Origin of the sequence: Streptomyces mobaraensis NBRC 13819 = DSM 40847, from assembly GCF_017916255.1 — a bacterium.
GTDB lineage: Bacteria > Actinomycetota > Actinomycetes > Streptomycetales > Streptomycetaceae > Streptomyces > Streptomyces mobaraensis.
Genome location: NZ_CP072827.1, coordinates 6952268 through 6970977, shown reverse-complemented (window position 1 = coordinate 6970977; position 18710 = coordinate 6952268). Strand labels below are relative to the sequence as shown.

The 18710-nt window shown below is 73.8% G+C and carries 18 protein-coding genes; 12 read left to right on the top strand and 6 right to left on the bottom strand.

Annotation, left to right across the window (positions count from 1 at the left end):
• Positions 1–450 carry a rhodanese-like domain-containing protein gene (locus tag J7W19_RS30130; RefSeq protein WP_004940065.1) on the bottom strand — a complete coding sequence of 150 codons (450 nt, stop codon included), beginning with the start codon at positions 448–450 and terminating at the stop codon, positions 1–3.
• Between the two features lie 919 nt (positions 451–1369).
• Between J7W19_RS30130 and J7W19_RS30125 the strand changes: the two genes are divergently transcribed.
• The 3 genes from J7W19_RS30125 to J7W19_RS30115 all read left to right on the top strand — a co-directional run bounded on the left by J7W19_RS30125 (position 1370) and on the right by J7W19_RS30115 (position 2723).
• A complete protein-coding gene (locus J7W19_RS30125; RefSeq protein WP_004940068.1) occupies positions 1370–1618 on the top strand; it encodes a hypothetical protein in 249 nt (82 codons plus the stop codon).
• A 155-nt stretch (positions 1619–1773) separates the two neighbouring features.
• Complete coding sequence (locus tag J7W19_RS30120; protein ID WP_004940069.1) at positions 1774–2070, top strand: hypothetical protein; 297 nt, start codon at positions 1774–1776, stop codon at positions 2068–2070.
• Between the two features lie 155 nt (positions 2071–2225).
• Positions 2226–2723: an Lrp/AsnC family transcriptional regulator gene (locus J7W19_RS30115; protein ID WP_004940072.1), complete on the top strand. Its 498-nt coding sequence runs from the start codon at positions 2226–2228 to the stop codon at positions 2721–2723.
• Here the strand turns inward: J7W19_RS30115 and J7W19_RS30110 are convergent.
• Together J7W19_RS30110 and J7W19_RS30105 are read right to left on the bottom strand one after the other, a co-directional pair.
• On the bottom strand, positions 2662–5742 hold the full coding sequence (locus J7W19_RS30110) for an AAA family ATPase (protein ID WP_004940075.1): 3081 nt from the start codon (positions 5740–5742) through the stop codon (positions 2662–2664). The two genes, J7W19_RS30115 and J7W19_RS30110, sit on opposite strands and share 62 nt — an antisense overlap.
• 70 nt (positions 5743–5812) lie before the next feature.
• Entirely contained in the window at positions 5813–6970 is a 1158-nt protein-coding gene (locus J7W19_RS30105) for an exonuclease SbcCD subunit D (protein WP_004940078.1), read from the bottom strand.
• 325 nt (positions 6971–7295) lie between these two features.
• Between J7W19_RS30105 and J7W19_RS30100 the strand changes: the two genes are divergently transcribed.
• Positions 7296–7790 carry a Pycsar system effector family protein gene (locus J7W19_RS30100; RefSeq protein ID WP_004940079.1) on the top strand — a complete coding sequence of 165 codons (495 nt, stop codon included), beginning with the start codon at positions 7296–7298 and terminating at the stop codon, positions 7788–7790.
• A gap of 94 nt (positions 7791–7884) precedes the next feature.
• On the opposite strand, the gene J7W19_RS30095 is transcribed toward J7W19_RS30100, so the two are convergent.
• Positions 7885–8511: a YigZ family protein gene (locus J7W19_RS30095; RefSeq protein WP_004940082.1), complete on the bottom strand. Its 627-nt coding sequence runs from the start codon at positions 8509–8511 to the stop codon at positions 7885–7887.
• A 267-nt stretch (positions 8512–8778) separates the two neighbouring features.
• Between J7W19_RS30095 and J7W19_RS30090 the strand changes: the two genes are divergently transcribed.
• The 7 genes from J7W19_RS30090 (at position 8779) to J7W19_RS30060 (ending at position 16290) form a co-directional block, all read left to right on the top strand.
• Positions 8779–9219 (top strand): hypothetical protein, encoded by a 441-nt coding sequence (locus J7W19_RS30090; protein WP_004940083.1) that lies wholly within the window; start codon positions 8779–8781, stop codon positions 9217–9219.
• Positions 9219–9863 carry a hypothetical protein gene (locus J7W19_RS30085; protein WP_004940086.1) on the top strand — a complete coding sequence of 215 codons (645 nt, stop codon included), beginning with the start codon at positions 9219–9221 and terminating at the stop codon, positions 9861–9863. The genes J7W19_RS30090 and J7W19_RS30085 overlap by 1 nt, the downstream gene beginning before the upstream one ends.
• Positions 9864–9866: 3 nt before the next feature.
• Entirely contained in the window at positions 9867–14597 is a 4731-nt protein-coding gene (locus J7W19_RS33570; RefSeq protein WP_004940088.1) for a putative T7SS-secreted protein, read from the top strand.
• A 64-nt stretch (positions 14598–14661) separates the two neighbouring features.
• On the top strand, positions 14662–15048 hold the full coding sequence (locus J7W19_RS30075; protein ID WP_040887991.1) for a hypothetical protein: 387 nt from the start codon (positions 14662–14664) through the stop codon (positions 15046–15048).
• Positions 15049–15083: 35 nt separating this feature from the next.
• Entirely contained in the window at positions 15084–15278 is a 195-nt protein-coding gene (locus J7W19_RS30070) for a hypothetical protein (RefSeq protein ID WP_004940090.1), read from the top strand.
• Positions 15279–15342: 64 nt separating this feature from the next.
• Entirely contained in the window at positions 15343–15768 is a 426-nt protein-coding gene (locus tag J7W19_RS30065; protein ID WP_004940092.1) for a CoA-binding protein, read from the top strand.
• A gap of 9 nt (positions 15769–15777) precedes the next feature.
• A complete protein-coding gene (locus J7W19_RS30060) occupies positions 15778–16290 on the top strand; it encodes a GNAT family N-acetyltransferase (RefSeq protein ID WP_040887994.1) in 513 nt (170 codons plus the stop codon).
• A gap of 15 nt (positions 16291–16305) precedes the next feature.
• Here the strand turns inward: J7W19_RS30060 and J7W19_RS30055 are convergent, their stop codons facing one another.
• Positions 16306–16854 carry a YbaK/EbsC family protein gene (locus J7W19_RS30055; protein ID WP_004940096.1) on the bottom strand — a complete coding sequence of 183 codons (549 nt, stop codon included), beginning with the start codon at positions 16852–16854 and terminating at the stop codon, positions 16306–16308.
• 31 nt (positions 16855–16885) lie between these two features.
• Complete coding sequence (locus J7W19_RS30050) at positions 16886–17506, bottom strand: helix-turn-helix domain-containing protein (protein WP_004940097.1); 621 nt, start codon at positions 17504–17506, stop codon at positions 16886–16888.
• 95 nt (positions 17507–17601) lie between these two features.
• Here J7W19_RS30050 and J7W19_RS30045 point away from each other — a divergent pair, with 95 nt between their 5' ends.
• A complete protein-coding gene (locus J7W19_RS30045) occupies positions 17602–18462 on the top strand; it encodes an EamA family transporter (RefSeq protein WP_004940099.1) in 861 nt (286 codons plus the stop codon).
• Positions 18463–18710: the final 248 nt, after the last annotated feature.

The window sequence follows — 18710 nt, the reverse complement described above, 5'->3', positions numbered from 1 at the left end:
TCAGCAGCCGCAGTCCCCGCCGTCCACGGGCGCGGTCAGCGGATCCGCCGGCAGCCGGCGCTTCCCTTCCCACGTCTCGACCTCGTACCCCTCGCGGATCCAGTACTCGATCCCGCCGAGCATCTCCTTCACCCGGTACCCGAGCGTCGCGAGCGCCAGCGCCGCCCGGGCGGCCCCGTCGCAGCCGGGCCCCCAGCAGTACACGACGACGGGCCGCGCCGGATCGAGGAACTCGCCCGCCAGCCGGGGAATGTGGGACGTCGGCAGGTGGACGGCTCCAGGTACGTGCCCCTGGTCCCAGGCCGCCGTGGAGCGCGAGTCGACGACGGTGAAGTCCGCGGCCCCGGCGGCGAGCGCGGCGTGCACGTCGGCGACGTCGGTGTGGAAGGCGAGGCGGGCGGCGAAGTAGGCGGCGGAGTCGGCGGGCGGGGAGAAGGCGGTGATCGTCATGCGGGGAAATCTATGCGGGCTCCACCCGCCAGAGAACGCCCGATCCCCGGCGCATCACGCCCTCTGCCGCCGATTCCCCTGCTCCTTCGGCACACCGCCGCCGGATCCGCGATCGTGACGACACAGGCGCGGAGTGTCGCCAAGGTGCCCGCTCGGTGGCCGCCGTCGACGGGGACGAGTGGCCCGCCCGGCGCCGAGCGCCTGCCCCTCCGCGAAACGCGGTGGCACGGAATCCCGCCGTTCACCGTTTCATCCCCTTGAACGAGCGAAAACACGGTCCGGTCGGCAGTCCGGGCGCCGGTCGGTGCCGGTCCCCGGCCCGGGCGACGGCGAGGGCGCGGCATCGGGGGAAGTGGCGTCCGGGCGGCGGAATTCGCCCTCCCCACGGCCATTCGGACGGGAATTCCTGGCGTGGGCGCGGGGCGCGGGCGTACGCATCCGGCTTTCGGTGTTCGGGGACGCGCGTACTCCCGCACTCCGCCTCCCAAGGCTCGTCCAGGCACCACGTGCCCTCTTCGCGGATATCCCTCCGGCATGTGATGGCGGGTGAGACGCCGTTCATCCGGCGGCACTCGTAGCGGGCAGCGGGGGCTTGCCTGCCGTCCGCGTGGGGAGACTGACACACCTTGGCCAATGCTTCGTCCTTCCAAACTCCCCTGGACAAAAGCGAGTTCACCCCAGCGGGTGGATGGAGGTCACGAACGGCACTATCGGCGTATTCCCGTCCCGGGTACCAGAGCATCATGGGTGCCGACCAGCCCCGCGGCACCCATCGAAGGGAATCCGCCATGCGCCTCCCTCCTGCGCTGTTCGCCTCGCGAGCGCCCTCGTCCTGACCCTCTCGTCCGCCACGTCCGCGCACGCGCAGGAAAATCTCGGACTCAACTTCAAGTACACGAGCACCAGCACCGGGGACACGGTGAGCGCGAGCCTGCCGGAACAGCCCCCCTTGAACGAATGCCTCCTCATCCAGCAAGTCGCCGAACTCGAGCCGGGAGCGCCGCACGCGGACGCATTCGCGCCTCAGAACACCAGCACCAGTGCCAATGCCCAGATCTTCGCGCCTGACGACTGCGCGGGTACCCCCAAGGTCGTACTCAAGCCGGGCAGCAACCCGGAGCCGGACGACGTCACCTTCCGGGCGGTGAAGTTCGTGTTGCCAGACTGACCGCCACCCAGGGCAACGACAGTCGACTTCCCGTCCCTCCAAGGGGGCGTGACCGGCAGCCCTCCGGTCCGTTGATCAGTCCGAAGCGGCCGGACTCGGATAATCCGGTTACCTGCTTCGGCTTCTGCCCCCACTACCCCCCGTGAGGACACTCCATGACCGGAAGCATCCGCACCCGTCTCGCCGCGGCCCTGGGCACCCTCGCCCTGGCCGCCGGAGGCGCCGTCATCGCAGCACCCGCCGCCCACGCCGACGGCCCCGGCTGCGCCAACTACCTCGCGGGCGGCAACCCCGCCCGCAGCACCCTCGGCACCGACGTCGCCTGCGGGGTCGGCGCCCTCGGGCTCCCGAACCCGGCCGTCGGCAAGGTGTTGTGCGAGACCTTGATGAGCAAGGTCGACCAGGTCGGCCCGGCCAGGACCGCCACCGCCTGCAAGCAGGCCGCCGGCTGACACCGCGCGACGGCGCTGTGAGCACCACGCTGTTGCCCACAGCGCCCCACGCCCATGCCGGAACCCCGCGTGCCTCGCGGAGGACGCACAGCACGGTCTCCGCTTCCACGGCGAAACCCTTGATCTTCCGGGCGTTTCCCTGCTAGACACCGCACATGACCGAGCATTCCCCGGACGCCACCGACTGGCGCATACTCGACGCCCTCCAGCGGAACGGACGCGTCGGGTACGCCGAGCTGGCGCGGATCGTCAACATGTCCTCCAGCGCGGTGACCGAGCGCGTCCGGCGGCTGGAGGAGGCGGGGGTGATCGAGGGGTACACGGCCGTCGTCCGGCCTGAGCGGCTGGGGATGCCGGTGCTCGCGTTCGTCCGGCTGCGGTATCCGAACGGCAACTACAAGCCGTTCCACGACCTCCTCGACACCACCCCCGAGGCGCTGGAGGCGCACCACGTCACCGGGGACGACTGCTTCGTCATCAAGGTCGCCGCCCGGTCCATGCGGCACCTGGAGGAGGTGGCGGGACGGATCGGGGCGCTGGGGTCGGTGACGACGAGCGTCGTGTACTCGTCGCCGCTGGAACGGCGGGCGTTCAGCCGGCCCGACGCTCCCCGGCCGTCCGGTGCCGTACCGCCGAGCCCGACCGCTCCTTGACGACCCGGAGCTGCGCCGGGACACGCTGCCGCAGGTCGGCGACGTGGCTGACGATGCCCACCGCGCGGTCGCGTTCGCGGAGCGAGTCGAGGACGTCGAGGACCTCGTCGAGGGTCTGCTCGTCCAGGCTGCCGAAGCCCTCGTCGATGAAGAGGGTGTCGAGGCGGGTGCCGCCCGCTTCCTCCGTCACGACATCCGCGAGGCCGAGGGCCAGGGCGAGGGAGGCGAAGAAGGTCTCGCCGCCGGAGAGGGTGGCGGTGTCGCGTTCGTTGCCGGTCCAGGCGTCGACAACGTGCAGCCCCAGGCCGGAACGGCCGCGTCCGGTGCCCCGGGCGTCGGAGTGGACGAGGGTGTAGCGGCCGGCGGACATCCGGTGCAGGCGGACGGTGGCCGCGGCGGCGACCTGTTCCAGGCGAGCGGCGAGGACGTACGACTCCAGGCTCATCTTCAGCTCGTTGTCGGCACTCGTGCCGGCGGCGAGCGTGGCGAGTCCGGCGATGCGGTGGTACTCCTCGCGCAGCGGGGCGAGCCGCCGGACGTCGTGCGCGGCCTCGGCGGAGAGCCGGTCGAGGGCGTCGCAGCGGCGCCGGGCCTCGGCATCGCGGTCGGACGCGGCCCGCAATCGCCCTACGGCTGCGGCGAGTTCGGCGTCCGCGGCTTCCGGGTCCGCGGGCGGCAGGTCGGCGGCGGCAAGCGTCTCCTCGTCGGCCAGGGCCGCCGCGACGGCGGCCTCCTCCTGCCGCCAGGCGTCCAACCTGGCCTGTGCGGCGCGGAGTTCGGCGGCGCCGAGGAGGGCCTCGGCCGCCTGGGCGGGGGTGGCGAAGCCGGCGCGGTACGCGGCGTCGGCGAGCCGGTCGTCGGCCGCCTTGAGGGCGGTCGCCGCCTCCTCGGCGGCGCGCGCGGCCCCGGCGGCGGCGGCGAGCAGGCCGGCCCGCTCCTCCAGCGCCGCCGCGCGGCGCGCGACGGATGCCTCACCACCTCGCGCGCGTGTCAACTCCTCACGTAGACCCGCCACTTCGCGTTCGAGGTCGTCGCGGTGGGAGGTTCGGGCGGCGATCCGCAGCCGGGCGGCCTGCTGGGCGTCGCGGCGGCGCTCGTACTCGCGCTCGGCCTCGGCGAGCGCGGCCCGGGCGGCGGGCGCGTCGGCGGCGGCCACGCGCGCCTCGGCGTACGCGCGCCGGGCGGCGTCGGCGAGTTCGGCGAGTTCGGCGGTGGCCGCTTCACCCGCGGCGGCGCGGGCGGCGGCGAGGGCCTCGCGGAGCGGGCCGTGGCGGCGGGCGGCCTCCTCGCGGGCGGCCTCGGCGCGCCGGTAGGCGGCCTCGGCGGTCTGCTCGGCGGCGCGGTCCACGTGTCCGGCGGCGGCGCGGGCGGGGGCGGGGTGCTCGGTGGCGCCGCAGACGGTGCAGGGGTCGCCGGGGAAGAGCCCGGCGGCCAACTCCGCTGCGATGCCGCGCAGTCGGCGTTCCTTGGTGTCGAGCCAGTGCTCGCGGGCGCGGGCGGCCTCGTCGCGGGCGTCGGCTTCCGCCTGTTCCGCCGTCGCGGCCCGGACGGCGAGTTCGTCGCGGCGGCGGGCGGCGGCGAGGCGTTCCTCGGCGGGGGTGACGCGCGCGCCGAGCTGTTCGGCGCGGGCGGTGGCCTCGTGGGCGGCGTCGAGGCGACGCTGGTGCCGCTCGCGCAGGGCGGGCCAGCCGGCCAGCCAGTCGGCGTCGTCGGTGAGGGCGTCCTCGTCGGCGCGCGCCTGCCGTTCGAGGGCGGCGATCTCGGCGGTGACCTCGGCGGCGCGGGTCTCGGCCCGGCGGGCGGCGGCGAGCGAGCCGAGCTCCTCGCGGTGGGCGTGGTCGAGGGCGGCGAGCCGGTCGGCGCCGGCCTCCCGGTGCTCCTCGGGCAGCCGGGCGCGGGCCCGGCGTTCGGCTTCGGCCGCCGCGCGGTGCCGGCGTTCGGCCTCGGCGCGGAGTTCCAGGGCCGGGGCGACGGCGGCGGCCTCGCGGGCCCGGTCCAGCCGGTCGCGGAGCGCGTCGCGTTCGGGGCGCCGCTCCGCCAGTTCGTCGGCGCGGCGGCGGGCGTCGGCGAACCGCCGCTGGAGCCGGGCCCGTTCGCGGACCTCGGCGGCGCGTTCGGCCGCGCGGGTGTGCAGGTCCTCGGCGGCCCGGACGGCGGACGCGGTGACGGCGCGGCGCTCGCGGGCGGTGGTACGGGCGAGTGCCGCCCACTCCAGGACGGCGGCGGCGAGCCCGGGGGCGCCGGCGGGCAGCGGCGGCTCGGCCGCTCGCGGGGCGGGGACACCGGCGCGGCCGCGGGCCGGGGCGGCGGTGGCGGGCGAGGGGGTGCCGACCTCGGGCAGCGCCGGGTCGTCGGCGGCCTGCCGCATCCGGTGGCCGAGCGCGAGCAGCCGCTCGTCGCCCGTCCGCACCCGGGTCTCGGCGGCGGCGCGCAGGTCGGCGAGGCGCTTCGTGGCGGCGCCGAACCGGCCGGTGTCGAAGAGCCGGCCGAGCAGCCCGGCGCGGGTGGTGTCGTCGGCGCGCAGGAAGCGGGCGAAGTCGCCCTGCGGGAGCAGCACGACCTGGCAGAACTGCTCCTTGTCCAGCCCGAGCAGCTGCTTGATCTCCTCACCGATCTCCTGGTGGGAGCGGCTGAGGCCGTGCCACCGCCCGTCGCGGAACTCGCGCAGGGCGCTGTACGCCTTCTCGCGGGTGAAGCCGCTCCCCCGCTTCTTGGGGCGCGGCTGCTCGGGCCGCCGGGTGAGCTCCAACCGGCGCCCGCCGACGGTGAGTTCGAGGACGACCTCGGTGAGGGTGTCCGGCGCGGCGTGGTCGCTGCGCAGTCCGGGGCCGCTGTTCTGGCGGGCGCCGGGAACGCCGTTGTAGAGGGCGTAGCAGACGGCGTCGAGGACGGAGGTCTTGCCGGCGCCGGTGGGGCCGTGGAGCAGGAAGAGTCCGGCGGCGGAGAGTTCGTCGAAGTCGACGTGCTGTCTGTCGGCGAACGGGCCGAAGGCAGTGATCTCCAGGCGGTGCAGTCTCATCGCTCCCCCTCGGCGGCGGGTTCACCGGAGACGGCGTACCGGCCGGTGGCGGTCTCCCGGAGGCGCGGGCTCATCGCTCCCCCTCGGCGGCGGCGACCCGGACGGTGTCGAGGGCGTCGGTCAGCAGGGCGCGCTCGGCGGCGTCGGGGCCCTCGCCCCGGACGTGGGCGACGAAGTCCTCGGCGATCTGCCGGTCGGTCCGGCCGCGCAGCCGGAGGGCGTACGAGGCGAGGGGGTCCTCCGGGGCGCGGTCGGGGTCCAGGACGAGGCTGAGGACGTGCGGGAAGCGGGCGGCCAGCCGGGTCATGGGGTCCTTGGGGCGGACGGGGTCGGTGAGGGTGGCCTCGACCCAGGCGTCCTCGTGCCGGTCGAGGGCGGGGTCGTCCAGCAGCTCGTCCAGCCGGCCGCGGATCCGGGCGAGCGGGCGGGGCACCGGGCAGTCGATCCGCTCGCCGGTCACCGTGCCGTCGGCGGCGAGGTCGATCAGCCACATGGTCTTGCGGTGGGTCGCCTCGGAGAAGGAGTAGGCGAGCGGGGAGCCGGAGTAGCGGACGCGGTCGGTGATCGTCTGGCAGCCGTGGAGGTGGCCGAGCGCGGCGTAGTCCACGCCGTGGAAGATCTCCGGCGGTACGGCGGCGACCCCGCCGACGGTGATGTCGCGTTCGCTGTCGCTGGCCGCGCCGCCCGCGACGAAGGCGTGCGCGAGGACGACGGACCGCGTCCCGGCCGGCCGGCCGGCGAGGTCGGCGCGCACCCGGTCCATCGCCGCCTCCAGCACGGCGGCGTGCCCGGCGCCGCGGGCGTCGAGGGTGGTGCGGACGAGCGCGGGTTCGAGGTAGGGCAGGCCGTAGAGGGCGACGTCGCCGTGGGCGTCGGAGAGGACGACGGGGGTGCCGCAGCCGGCGGGGTCGGTACGGAGGTGGACGCCGGCCCGGCCGAGGAGCCCGGCGCCGACGCCGAGCCGGCGGGCGGAGTCGTGGTTGCCGGAGATCATGACGACCGGCACGCCGGTGTCGGCCAGCCGGTGCAGGGCCTCGTCGAACAGCTCGACGGCGGCGAGCGGTGGCACGGCCCGGTCGTAGACGTCGCCGGCGACGAGCACGGCGTCCACGGCGTGTTCACGCACGGTGTCGACGAGGTGCGCGAGGAACGCGCGCTGGGCGTCGAGGAGGCCGACCCGGTGGAAGGAGCGGCCGAGGTGCCAGTCGGACGTATGCAGCAGTCTCACGCGTCGGCTCCCGTCCCCATGTTCTCCTCGGCTCCCCTTGCTCCTGCTGCTTGTCGTGGCCCCGGCCGCCACGGGGGTCCGGGCCGCCCCACAGTGTCGCATCCGGCGGCGGCCGCGGGGGCCGGACCCCGGGCCTCGGACCTCGTGATCGCGGCTTCGTCTGAGGGCGACCGTACGGACGCCGGTGACCGCACAGGCGGGCGGGCGCCCACAGGCCCACAGGCGAAAAGTTGCCGATCTCCGCGGCCTTTCGGTCAGCTTCCCGTGGGGCTCCCGTGGAACACCCGGTGCCGGGGGACGCTCGTCCGGACGTGAGAGGAGCGAGGTGGCCGCGCCGGAATCCCCCCAGGACACCGCCTGGAGACTGCACGCCGCGCTGTCCGACTGGACGGGCAAGGCGGACGCGAAGGCGGCGTTCGCGCTCACCGTGCAGTCGACGGTCCTGCTGGTGCTGGGGCTGGCGGCGGGGGCGGGCCGGGGTTTCGGCCATGCGGGAGGGGTGGCGGCGGTGCTGCTGTGGGCCGGGGTCGCGGCCCTCGTCGTGGGCCTGGCCTGCGCTGTCCTCGCGGTCGCACCGAGCCTGCGGGCGGACGTGCCGGGCCGGGCGGAGGACCGCTTCGTCTACTTCGGCCACCTGCGCCACTGGGAGCCCGGCGCGCTGGAGTACCGCCTCCGGGAGGCGGACCCGCTGCCCGCGCTGAGCCGCGAGCTGGTCGTCATGAGCCGGATCGCCTGGCGCAAGCACGTGTACGTGCGCTGGTCCCTCGTGTGCGCGGCGGCCGGCACGGCGGGAGTGGGCGCGGCGGCGGCCTTGACGTGACGGGGAGGGCCTCGACGACGCGACGGGGACGGGCCCGACGCGACAGCGGGCCTTGACGGGGGCGGCGGCCCGAGGTTCCCCGCCGCCGTCGGGGTTACGCCTCCCCGTACGCCTCGTCCCCGAGCTCCAGCACCGCCGTCCCGGCCGTGGCGTCGGCGAGCCAGGCCCGGAAGGCGTCCACCTCGGAGTCGGGCAGCCCGATCCCGATGGTCACGCCGGCCCCGTACGACACCTCACGCACCGTACGCCCCGACGCCCGCAGTTCGTTCTCCAGCTTGCCGGCGCGCTGGTGGTCGACGGTGACGGTGGCGAGCCGGTACCGCCGGCGCGTCACCGTCCCCAGCGCGTCGAGCGCCTCGCCGACCACTCCCCCGTAGGCGCGGATCAGCCCGCCGGCCCCGAGCTTGATCCCGCCGAAGTACCGCGTGACGACCGCGACGACGTACCGCATCTCCCGGCGCACCAGCATCTGCAGCATCGGCACCCCGGCGGTGCCGCCGGGCTCCCCGTCGTCACTGGCCTTCTGCACCGACCCGTCGGCCCCGAGGACGTACGCGAAGCAGTTGTGCCGCGCCGTCGGATGCTCCTTGCGGACGCGGGCGATGAACGCCTGCGCCTCCTCCTCCGTGGCGGCGGGCGCGAGCGCGCAGATGAAGCGCGACCTGCTGATCTCGATCTCGTGCACCCCTTCGCGGGCCACGGTCCGGTACGCGTCCTGCATCCTGCCCTTTCCCGGCCGTCGGCTCCGACCTGCCGAAACAGGCTATACGAGCACCCTGCCGGCCGCTGCGGCGAGAGGGCCGGACCGTAAGGGCCGGGAGTGGCCCGCGGGTCCGCCGAAACCACCGGTCCGCGGGGAGCGTCCTGTTCTACGGTAGACGCCATATGCCAACGTGCCGTAGGAACGGGGGTGTTGAGGGTGTCGGAAGGGAACGCTCTGGCGGATCGGATCGCCGGACGCCGGGCCGGGACGGGTGATCCACAGGCCATGGTGGGCGAGTTCCGGCGGTCGGTGGTGCTGGTCCCCCTGACGGCCGGAGGGCTGTGGACCCAGACGTTCGGCGGAGTGCGGTGGATCATCGGTTTCACGGACGAGGCGGCCCTGGCCCGATTCGCCCGCGTACGGGATTCGGAGGCGACCCGGGTACAGGACGCGCGGGCCGGACTCGCCGGGACCCGGCCGTGGGAGTACGCGGCGCTGCGCGGCGCCCGGCTGCTGGACGAGATCGTCCCGTCGATGGGGTGCCCGGCGGGGGTGGCCGTCGACATCGCCGATCCGGACGGCGCGATGTTCTTCCCGCCGGTGAAGGGCATCGTTCCCGAGGCGGTCGCCGTCGACACGCGGATGCACGTCGAGGGCAAAACCGCGCCGGGGTCGGACGCCGGTCCGGGCGGCCGGCGCGGCGCGGGAGCGGAGGGCGGCGGCTGATGGGCGGGGGCGGGGACCTGCGGATCGATCCGGAGGACGTCCGGCGCATCACCCGGGGCCTGCGGTCGGCGGTGAGCGAGCTGAAGGGGGCCGGCGGTGGCACGGGGGCCGTGCTCGGCAAGGGGCTGGCCGATCTGTCGATGACCGGGATGGAGGCCGGGCACCACGGCCTCTCCAAGGACTTCGAGGACTTCTGCGAGCGGTGGGACTGGGGTGTACGGGCGCTGGTCCAGGACGCCAACGCCATCGCGCAGCGGCTGGGTCTGGCGGCCGGCAAGCACTGGGAAGAGGACCGGTACATCAAGGGCGCGTTGAAGGTCGGGGTGAACGCGGTGGTGGGCAACCCCCACGCCTCGGAAGCGGAGATCACCGAAAAGAGCTGGGGGGAGGTGGCCACGCCGGGCTACCTGCACCCGGACTACAGCGCCGCGTCGTTCGGCAAGGCCCGTGAGGACATCGCGCAGGACTGGAAGGACACCGGACGGGCGCTGGTGACGGAAGGGACCGGCGGCCTGCGTTCCCGAGTGCTGGACGAGGCGCTCGGCGTCGACCGGAAGAGCTTCGACCACGCGGTGGACGAGGCGTTCGGCCCGTCTGCCGAGGAACGGGCCCGGCACCAGGGCGGTGGGAACGGCGGCGGCTGAGCCATGGGCTTCAAGGACTTCATCAAGGACATCACCCCCGACTGTGTCGAGGACGCGGTCGAGGAGGGGACCGAGTGGCTGGGTGACCGGGTCGAGGACGCCGGTAACTGGACCGCGGACCGGCTGGAGGACGCGGGGTGGGACTCGGGCGCGGACTGGGTGCGGGAACAGTCGCGTTCGCTGGCGAACCGGATGGGCGCGGAGACCGACGAGATGGACCTCGGCCAGACCGAGGACAAGACCAAGCTCGTCTACGGCAGCCCGTCGAAGATCCGGGCCACCGCCTCCCGGCTGCGGCACATGCACACGGCGTTCGACGACGTGGGCAAGGGGCTGCAGGGTCTCGACTCCGCGCACCTGCGGGGCAGGACGGCGGACGCGTTCCGGGAGTCGGTGTCGGTGGAGCCGCCGAAGTGGTTCAAGGGCGCGGACGCCTTCGAGAAGGCGGCCGGTGCGCTGGACTCGTTCGCCGGGACGGTGGAGTGGGCGCAGGGGCAGGCGCAGGCGGCGGTGGAGAAGTGGAAGGCGGGTCTGAAGGCGTCGCAGGAGGCCCGGGAGGCGCATCGGGAGAAGGTGGAGGCATACAACAAGGCCGCCGAGCACTACAACGCCCAGCCCGCCGACCGGCGTGACCCCTCCTCGCTGCCCCCGAAACCGGGGGAGTTCACGGATCCGGGTGCGGCGCGGATGAAGGAGGCGCAGGAGATCCTGGCTGAGGCGCGGCGGCAGCGCAAAGCGGCGGCGGAGACGGCCCGGGCCGCGGTGCGGGCGGCGCGGGACGCGGCGCCGCCGAAGCCGTCCTACGGTGAGCAGGCCATGGACGGGGTGCGGGAAGTGCCGGTGATGGTCGACCACTTCGAGGGTGGCGCCCTCAAGGGCACGGCGGGGCTGTTGAACTTCGTCCGCAGCGTCAATCCCACCGATCCGTACAACATCACGCACCCGGCCGAGTACCTCACCAGTCTCAACAGCACCGCGACCGGTCTGCTGCGCGTGGCCAACGACCCCTGGGGCGCGGGCGGGCGGATGATCTCCGACTTCGCGAAGGACCCCTCGGAGGGGCTGGGACGCCTCGCCCCGGACGTGCTGCTGACGGCGGCCACGGGCGGTGCGGGGGCCGGTGTGAAGGCGGCGCGGGTCGCGAAGGAGGGCACGGAACTGGCCGCCGACGCCAGGCGCGCCCGCGGCCTGCTGGACAGGGCGCCGGAGGGCACGTACGACCGGCCCGGCCGCGAGCGCGTCACCAAGGGCACCGACCCCGTCGACCTGGCCTCGGGGCGGATGTTCCTGCCGCAGACGGATGTGGCGCTGGACGGGGATCTTCCGCTGGTGTTCACCCGGCGGGTGGAGTCCGGGTACACGGCCGGCCGCTTCTTCGGCCCCTCGTGGTCGTCCACGGTCGACGAGCGTCTGGAGATCGACGCGGCCGGGGTCGTCCACGTCACCACCGACGGCCTGCTGCTCGCTTACCCGCACCCGGTCCCGGGGCTCCCGACGCTGCCGCTGACCGGAACCTGCCGTCGTACGCTCGCGCGGGACGCGGCCGGGGACTACGCGGTCACCGACCCGGACACCGGCCTCGTACGGCACTTCCCCGGCCCGGCCGGCACGCGGCCCGGTGGGGACGGTGTGGCGTGGCTGGCCGAGACCGCGGACCTCAACGGCAACAGGATCACCGTCGACCGCGCGGCCGACGGCACCCCGCTGGCGCTGGTGCACTCGGCGGGCCACCGCCTCACCGTCGGCGTCGCAGCGGGCCGGATCACGGCCCTGGCCCTGGCCGGGGCGGGCGAGAACGGCACGGACCGCACGCTGATGTCCTACGGCTACCACGCCGGCGACCTGACGACCGTCACCAAACCCTCCGGCGCCACCCTCACCTTCACCTACGACGAACGTCACCGCGTCACGTCCTGGACCGACTCCAACGGCAGCCGCTACCGCTACGCCTACGACGCGTGGGACCGGACGGTGGCGGAAGGCGGCGAGGCGGGTCACCTCACCCTCACCCTCGCCTACGGCGACCCGGATCCCGCCACCGGCCACCGCGTCACCACCCTGACCACGGCCGACGGCCACACCACCCGCCATCTCATCGGCGCCGGCTGCCGCGTCCTGGCCACCACCGACCCCCTGGGCCACACCACCCGCTTCACCTACGACCCCCGCGGCAACCTCCTCACCCACACCGATCCCCTCGACCGCACCGCCACCTACACCTACGACGACCACGGCCGCCTCACCACCGTCACCCGCCCCGACGGCAGCGCTTCACACGTCGAACGCGACGAGGCGGGCCGCATCACCCGCCTCACCGAACCCGACGGCGCCACCTGGCACCAGGAACACGACGCCCGCGGCAATCGCACCGCCCTCACCGACCCCGCCGGCCACACCACCCGCTACACCTACGACGCGTCGGGCCGGCTGACGAGCGTCACGGACCCCCTGGGCGCGGTCACCACGGTCCGGTGCGACGCTTCCGGGCTGCCGCTCGTGGTGACGGATCCGCTCGGCGGCACCACACGCTACGACCGCGACGCCTGGGGCCGCCCGGTGCGCATCACCGACCCGCTCGGGGCGGTCACGACCTTGACCTGGACCGTGGACGGCGACCTCGCCCGCCGCACCGCGCCGGACGGCACGAGCGAGTCGTGGACGTACGACGGCGAGGGCAACCGCACCAGCCACACCGACGCCGCCGGCCACACCACACGCTTCGAGTACACCCACTTCGACCTCCTCGCGGCCCGCACGGACCCGGACGGCGCCCGCTACGCGTTCACCCACGACGCGCGGTTACGCCTGACGCGCGTGACCAACCCCCAGGGCCTGACTTGGACCTACACCTATGACGAGGCCGACCGCCTCATCGCCGAGACCGACTTCGACGGCCGCACCACCGGCTACGCGCACGACGCGGCCGGGCAGCTCACCGCACGCGTCACCCCGCTCGGCGAGTCGGTCCGCTACGCCTACGACGTGCTGGGCCGACCGGTCCGCAAGGACGCCGAAGGCCGGCTGACCACCTACGCCTACGACGCGGCCGACCGGCTGGTACGGGCCACCGGCCCGGACGGCGAACTCCTGCGCCGGTACGACCGCTGCGGCCGCCTGAAGACCGAACTGTCCGACGGCCGTGCCACCACCTACGCGTACGACGCCGCCGGCCGCCGCACCCGGCGCACCACACCGGCCGGTCACGTCACGACGTACGCCCACGACGCGGCCGGCCGCGCCCGCGAACTGTCCGCCGGCGGCCGGCGGATCACCTTCGCCCACGACGCCGCGGGCCGCGAGACCCACCGCGCCGTGGCCGACACCCTGACCGTGACCTCGACCTGGGACGCCACGGGCCGCCTGACCACCCAGCACCTCGCGGCCGGCGGCCGCACCCTCAACCACCGCGCGTACACCTACCGCCCGGACGGCTGCCTCACCGCCCTCGAAGACGCCCTGCGCGGCTCCACCCGCTTCACCCTCGACGCGACCGGCAGGGTCACCGACGTCACCGCCGAGAACTGGCACGAGCGGTACGCCTACGACGCGGCGGGCAACCAGACCCGGGCCACCTGGCCCGCCCGCCACCCCGACACCACGGCCACCGGCCCGCGCACGTACACCGGCACCACCGTCACCCGCGCGGGCCGCGTCCGCTACGACCACGACGCGGCCGGCCGCATGGTGCTGCGCCGCAAGCACCGCCTGTCGAGGAAACCGGACACCTGGCGCTACGAGTGGGACCCGGAGGACCGCCTCACCGCCGTCACCACCCCCGACGGCACCCGCTGGCGCTACCGCTACGACCCGCTGGGACGCCGCACGGCGAAACAGCGCCTGGCCGAGGACGGCCACACTGTGCGAGAGGAGACCCGCTTCACCTGGGACGGCACGACCCTCTGCGAACAGACGGCCACGTCCCCCGCCCTCCCCCACCCGGTAGCCCTCACCTGGGACCACCGGGGCCTCCACCCCCTCGCCCAGACCGAACGCCTCCTCGACGACCAACAGGCGGTGGACGAGCGCTTCTTCGCCATCACCACCGACCTGCTGGGCACCCCGACCGAACTCGTCGACGCCTCCGGCACCCTGGCCTGGCACAGCCGCACCACCCTCTGGGGCACCACCACCTGGCCCACCACCAGCACCACCTACACCCCCCTCCGCTTCCCAGGCCAGTACCACGACCCGGAAACCGGCCTCCACTACAACCTCCACCGCCACTACGACCCGGAAACAGCCCGCTACCTCACCCCGGACCCCCTCGGCCTCACCCCGGCCCCCAACCCGGCGACGTACGTCCACAACCCGCACATCTGCGCCGATCCGCTCGGGTTGATGCCCTACGATCGCAAGGACAGGGTCGGCGGTGGCCGCCTGGCGCAGGAGTCCGGCGACGCCTACGAAGCGGACCTCCAACAGCAACTCGGGGGCGGTGGAGGCTTCAAGGAGGGGAAGCGGCAATTCGACGGCGCTTTCGTCGACAGCGCCACCGGCCGCGGCACGTGGTACGAGGCGAAGTCCGGAAGGTTCTGGGAGGACACGCTGGCCGACCCCAAACGCTTGGAGAAGTTCAAGGGAGTCGAGGGCGAGAAGGTCGCCCTGGCTCGTGAGCGGGGGATCGACTACCGGATCATCTCCGAAAATCCCATCCCCCCGGAATTCACCTCGTGGTTCGAGAAGAAGGGGATCCCGTGGCAAGTCATCCCGAGATCTCGACCACACACGCCATAGAGTCCGCGCAGAACGGCTGACAGACAGCCGGCTATCAAAGGATCGCAGCGAGGAGGGAGTCGCCATGGGGCTGTGCCTGTTTCCGGCCGACGGGGAGATCGACGGTCCGGAGGCGTGCTTCTCATACGGAGGGTTCGCTCAGTTCCGTCGACGGCTCGCCCTTGCCGAAAAGATCCGCCTCGAAGAGATGCAAGGGTTCGGAGGAGACCGGCCGTGGGCTGACACCGTCACGGCCTTCGAACCGCTGCTCAATCACCCGGACGACCATGGAAGATCACTCACGCCCGAGGAATGCCGGGCGATCCTCCCACGACTTGAGGCCGTACTGTCCGAATGGCTCGAAGAGGAACCACAGGACCCCGAACTCGGAGAGCACATCGCCGAAGCTCGCGATCTCATCGCGGTCCTGCGGGTCTGCGTGACAAAGGACGTCGAGCTGAGCTTTCTCTGACATGCCGGACCCACCGCCGGATCCGGAGGGGAACCGTGGAGCTGGACGGATGGCTGAAGCGCGAGAACCTCAAGGGGTTCCTCGTCGCGCTGTCAGAGATCGCCGAGTACGACTTCGGTCGACTGGATCGGGGTGCCTTCGAGTCCGGGCTTTCTTCGGGAGGCGACAGCGGCGCGTGGATGATTTTCAACCGGTTCGACGTTTCGCCAGATGTCGTCCTCTCGGACTGAACCGCCACGCGAATCCCCTCGAAGCCGGCGGGAATGCCCGTGCCCCCGCCGCCGTTGTCCGGGCATGTACGCGGAACCGGGCATCATCGAGAAGATCCTCCGAGAGACCGGCGATACCTGGGCGGTGGTCGGGCTCTCGAACAACAGGCAGCGTGCCGCTTACGGCGTGGCCGAGGTGTTGCGGCGGTATGGGAAGCGGGTCGTGCCCGTGCATCCCAAGGCGGAGGAGGTGCACGGGGAGCAGGGGTACGCGACGCTTGCCGATGTGCCGTTTCCCGTGGACGTCGTGGACGTGTTCGTACGGTCGGAGCTCGCGGGCGCCGTCGCGGACGAGGCAGTGAGCGTCGGCGCCAAGGCGGTCTGGTTCCAGCTCGGCGTCGTCGACGAGGCGGCGTACGAGCGGACGCGAGCGGCGGGGCTGGACATGGTCATGGATCGCTGCCCGGCGATCGAGATCCCCCGGCTGTCCGCCGGCGGGGGCCTCCGCTAACGTCCTTCCATGATCCAGACGACACGTGCGGCCCGCCCCGAGGACGCGGCCGAGATAGTGCGGCTGCGCCGCCGGATGTTCGCCGCCATGGACGGGCACGACTCCCCCGGCGCGTGGGAGGCCGCCGCCGAGGGGATCGTGCGGGAGCAGTTGTCGGTCCCGTCGCCGCGGATGGGGGCGTTCGTCGTGGACGGGGCCCCGGCCGGGGAGAGCGGCGCGCCGCATCTCGCCGCATGCGCCGTCGGGACGGTCGAGCAGCGGCTGCCGGCGCCCGGGCATCCCACCGGGCGGTTCGGCTTCGTCTTCACGGTCTGCACGGACGACCGGTACCAGGGGCGCGGCTTCGGGCGGGCGACGACGGAGGCGCTGCTCGGCTGGTTCGCCGCGCAGGGCGTCACGCGCGTGGATCTGCACGCGACGCCGGACGCCGAACGGCTGTACCGCTCCCTGGGGTTCGCCGAACACTCGATGGCGCTGTCCCTCGACGTCTCGCGCTCGCCGCTCCCCCAGTCCGGCCGCTGAAGGCCGCCGAGCGGCTCAGCCGGCCACCGCCAGCCCCTCCAGCACCGTCGCCCCCGGCAGCCCGGCGAGGGCCGCGCCGGGGGCGATGAGCTTGCCGCGCCGGCTGCCGCTGCCGATGAGGACGTACGGGCTCGCGACGACCGCCGCGTCGATCAACAGCGGCCAGTCGGCGGGCAGTCCGATCGGGGTGATGCCGCCGTACTCCATGCCCGTGGCCTCCAGAGCGGTGTCCATGGAGGCGAAGGACGCCTTGCGCGCCCCGAGGTGCCGCCGGACGGTGCCGTTGACGTCCACGCGCGTGTGGCCGAGGACGACGCAGGCGGCCAGGCTGCTCACCCCGCCGCGTCGGGCCGCGACGACGACGCAGTTGGCGGACTGCTCCAGCAGCCAGGGCCCGTAGTGCTCCACCAGTACGGCCGTATCGGCGACTTCGGGCGCCGTGTCCACGTGCAGCACCTGGTCGGCGGTGCCGGGGCCGGGCCAGGCGCCGAGGGCGGCGGCGACGGGCGGCACCAGCAGGTCCATCCGTTCCGGCGCGGGGCGGACGTCGTCGAACGCTTCCATGGGGGTTCGTTGGGCGATCATGCGGGGCACGTTAACAGCCGCCCCCGGCACGGTGACCGGAGTCCGGGCGCGCTTCCTTCCGGGCCACCGGCGGCACCGCCACCACCATCGTCATCCTGACGGGCACCGTCCCGTCGTTGCGGTACGTGTGCCGGACGTCGGCCTCGAACGCCGCCGCCGTTCCGGCGGGGACGGTGTGCTCCTCCCCGTCGACGACGAGCGTGAGCACCCCGGCGGTCACCCGCAGCAGTTCGACGGTGCCTGCGGGGTGCGGGTCGGAGGCGCTCTCGTCGCCGGGCTCGACCCGCCAGTCCCACAGTTCCAGCGGCCCCGGGCTCTCGGCGCCGATCAGCAGGGAGGTGTGGCTGCCGGCCCCGGTGGACCACATCTGCACGGCCTCGCCCTCCGGGACGAGCCGGACGCGCGGACCGTGCTCGTAGTCGAGCAGCGTGGTGATGCTGATGCCGAGGGCGTCGGCGAGCTTGACGGTGGTGCCGACGCTGGGGTTGGTCCGCGCCTGTTCGATCTGGATGATCATGCCGCGGCTCACACCGGAGCGGGCGGCGAGGGCGTCGAGCGTGAAGTTCCGCTCGGCGCGCCAGTGTTTGAGGTTCCGGGCGAGCGACTGCGTGAGCTGGTCGAGGTCCGTCACGTTCCATCCAATATCTTCGATGACGCGGTTCAGTGGAGTGAACTACAGTGTGCCCGTTCGCGCCATTCACTGTACTGCACTGCGAGGTTCACCCCATGACACCGATCTTCGCCCTGGCCACCAGCCTCCTGTGGGGGCTGGCCGACTTCGGCGGCGGCCTGCTCACCCGTCGCATCCCGGCCCTGACGGTGGTCGTGGTCTCGCAGATACTGGCCCTGACCGCGCTGGGCACGATCGTCGTGGCCACCGGCGGCTGGTCGGAGGCCACGCCCCGGCTGTGGTTCGCGGTGGCCGCGGGCGTGATCGGTCCGGTGGCGGTGCTCTTCTTCTACCGGGCGCTGGCCCAGGGCCCGATGGGCGTCGTCGCCCCGGTCGCCGCGCTCGGCAGCGTCCTCGTCCCGCTCGGCGTCGGCCTCGCGGCCGGCGAACGGCCCGGGGTGCTGCAGGTGGCGGGCATCGTGGTCGCCGTGGCCGGCGTCGTCCTCGCGAGCGGACCGGGCGGCGGCGCGGTGCGCCGGCAGACCCTGCTGCTGACGCTCGTCGCGGCGCTCGGCTTCGGCACGGTGATGGCCCTGATCGCCGAAGCGTCCCACACCCTGACCGGCCTGTTCCTGGCGCTGTTCGTGCAGCGGCTGTGCAATGTGCTCGTCGGCGGCGGCGCCCTGCTGGTCTCCGCGCGGCGCGGCGGCGCGGTGCTTCCGGAGGGCGGCCGGAGCGCCCTCCTGCCCGCCCTGCCCGCGCTGGCCTTCGTCGGACTGGCCGACGTGGCCGCCAACGGCACCTACAACCTGGCCGCCCACAGCGGCCCGGTCACCGTCGCCGCCGTCCTCGCCTCGCTCTACCCGGTGGTGACGGCGCTGACCGCGCGGGGCGTGCTCAACGAACGGCTCCGCTCGGTGCAGGCGTCGGGCGCCGGACTGGCCCTCATCGGCACGGTATTGCTCGCGACGGGCTGACGACGCCGCAGACGCGGGGACGACGGCGCGGGGGGCGCGACGCGACGGCGACGGGGGCGCGGGGACGACGGCGCCGGGAACGCGGGGGCCGACAGCGCTGGGGGGGCCGACGGCACTGGGGGCCGACGGCGCCGGACCACGCGGAGGACGCCGGAGCCCCTTGCCGACGGAGGCCGGAAGGGCCACACCGGTAGAGGCGGGAGGCCCGCACCGGTGGAGGCGAGAGGCCCACGCACCGATGGAGGCCG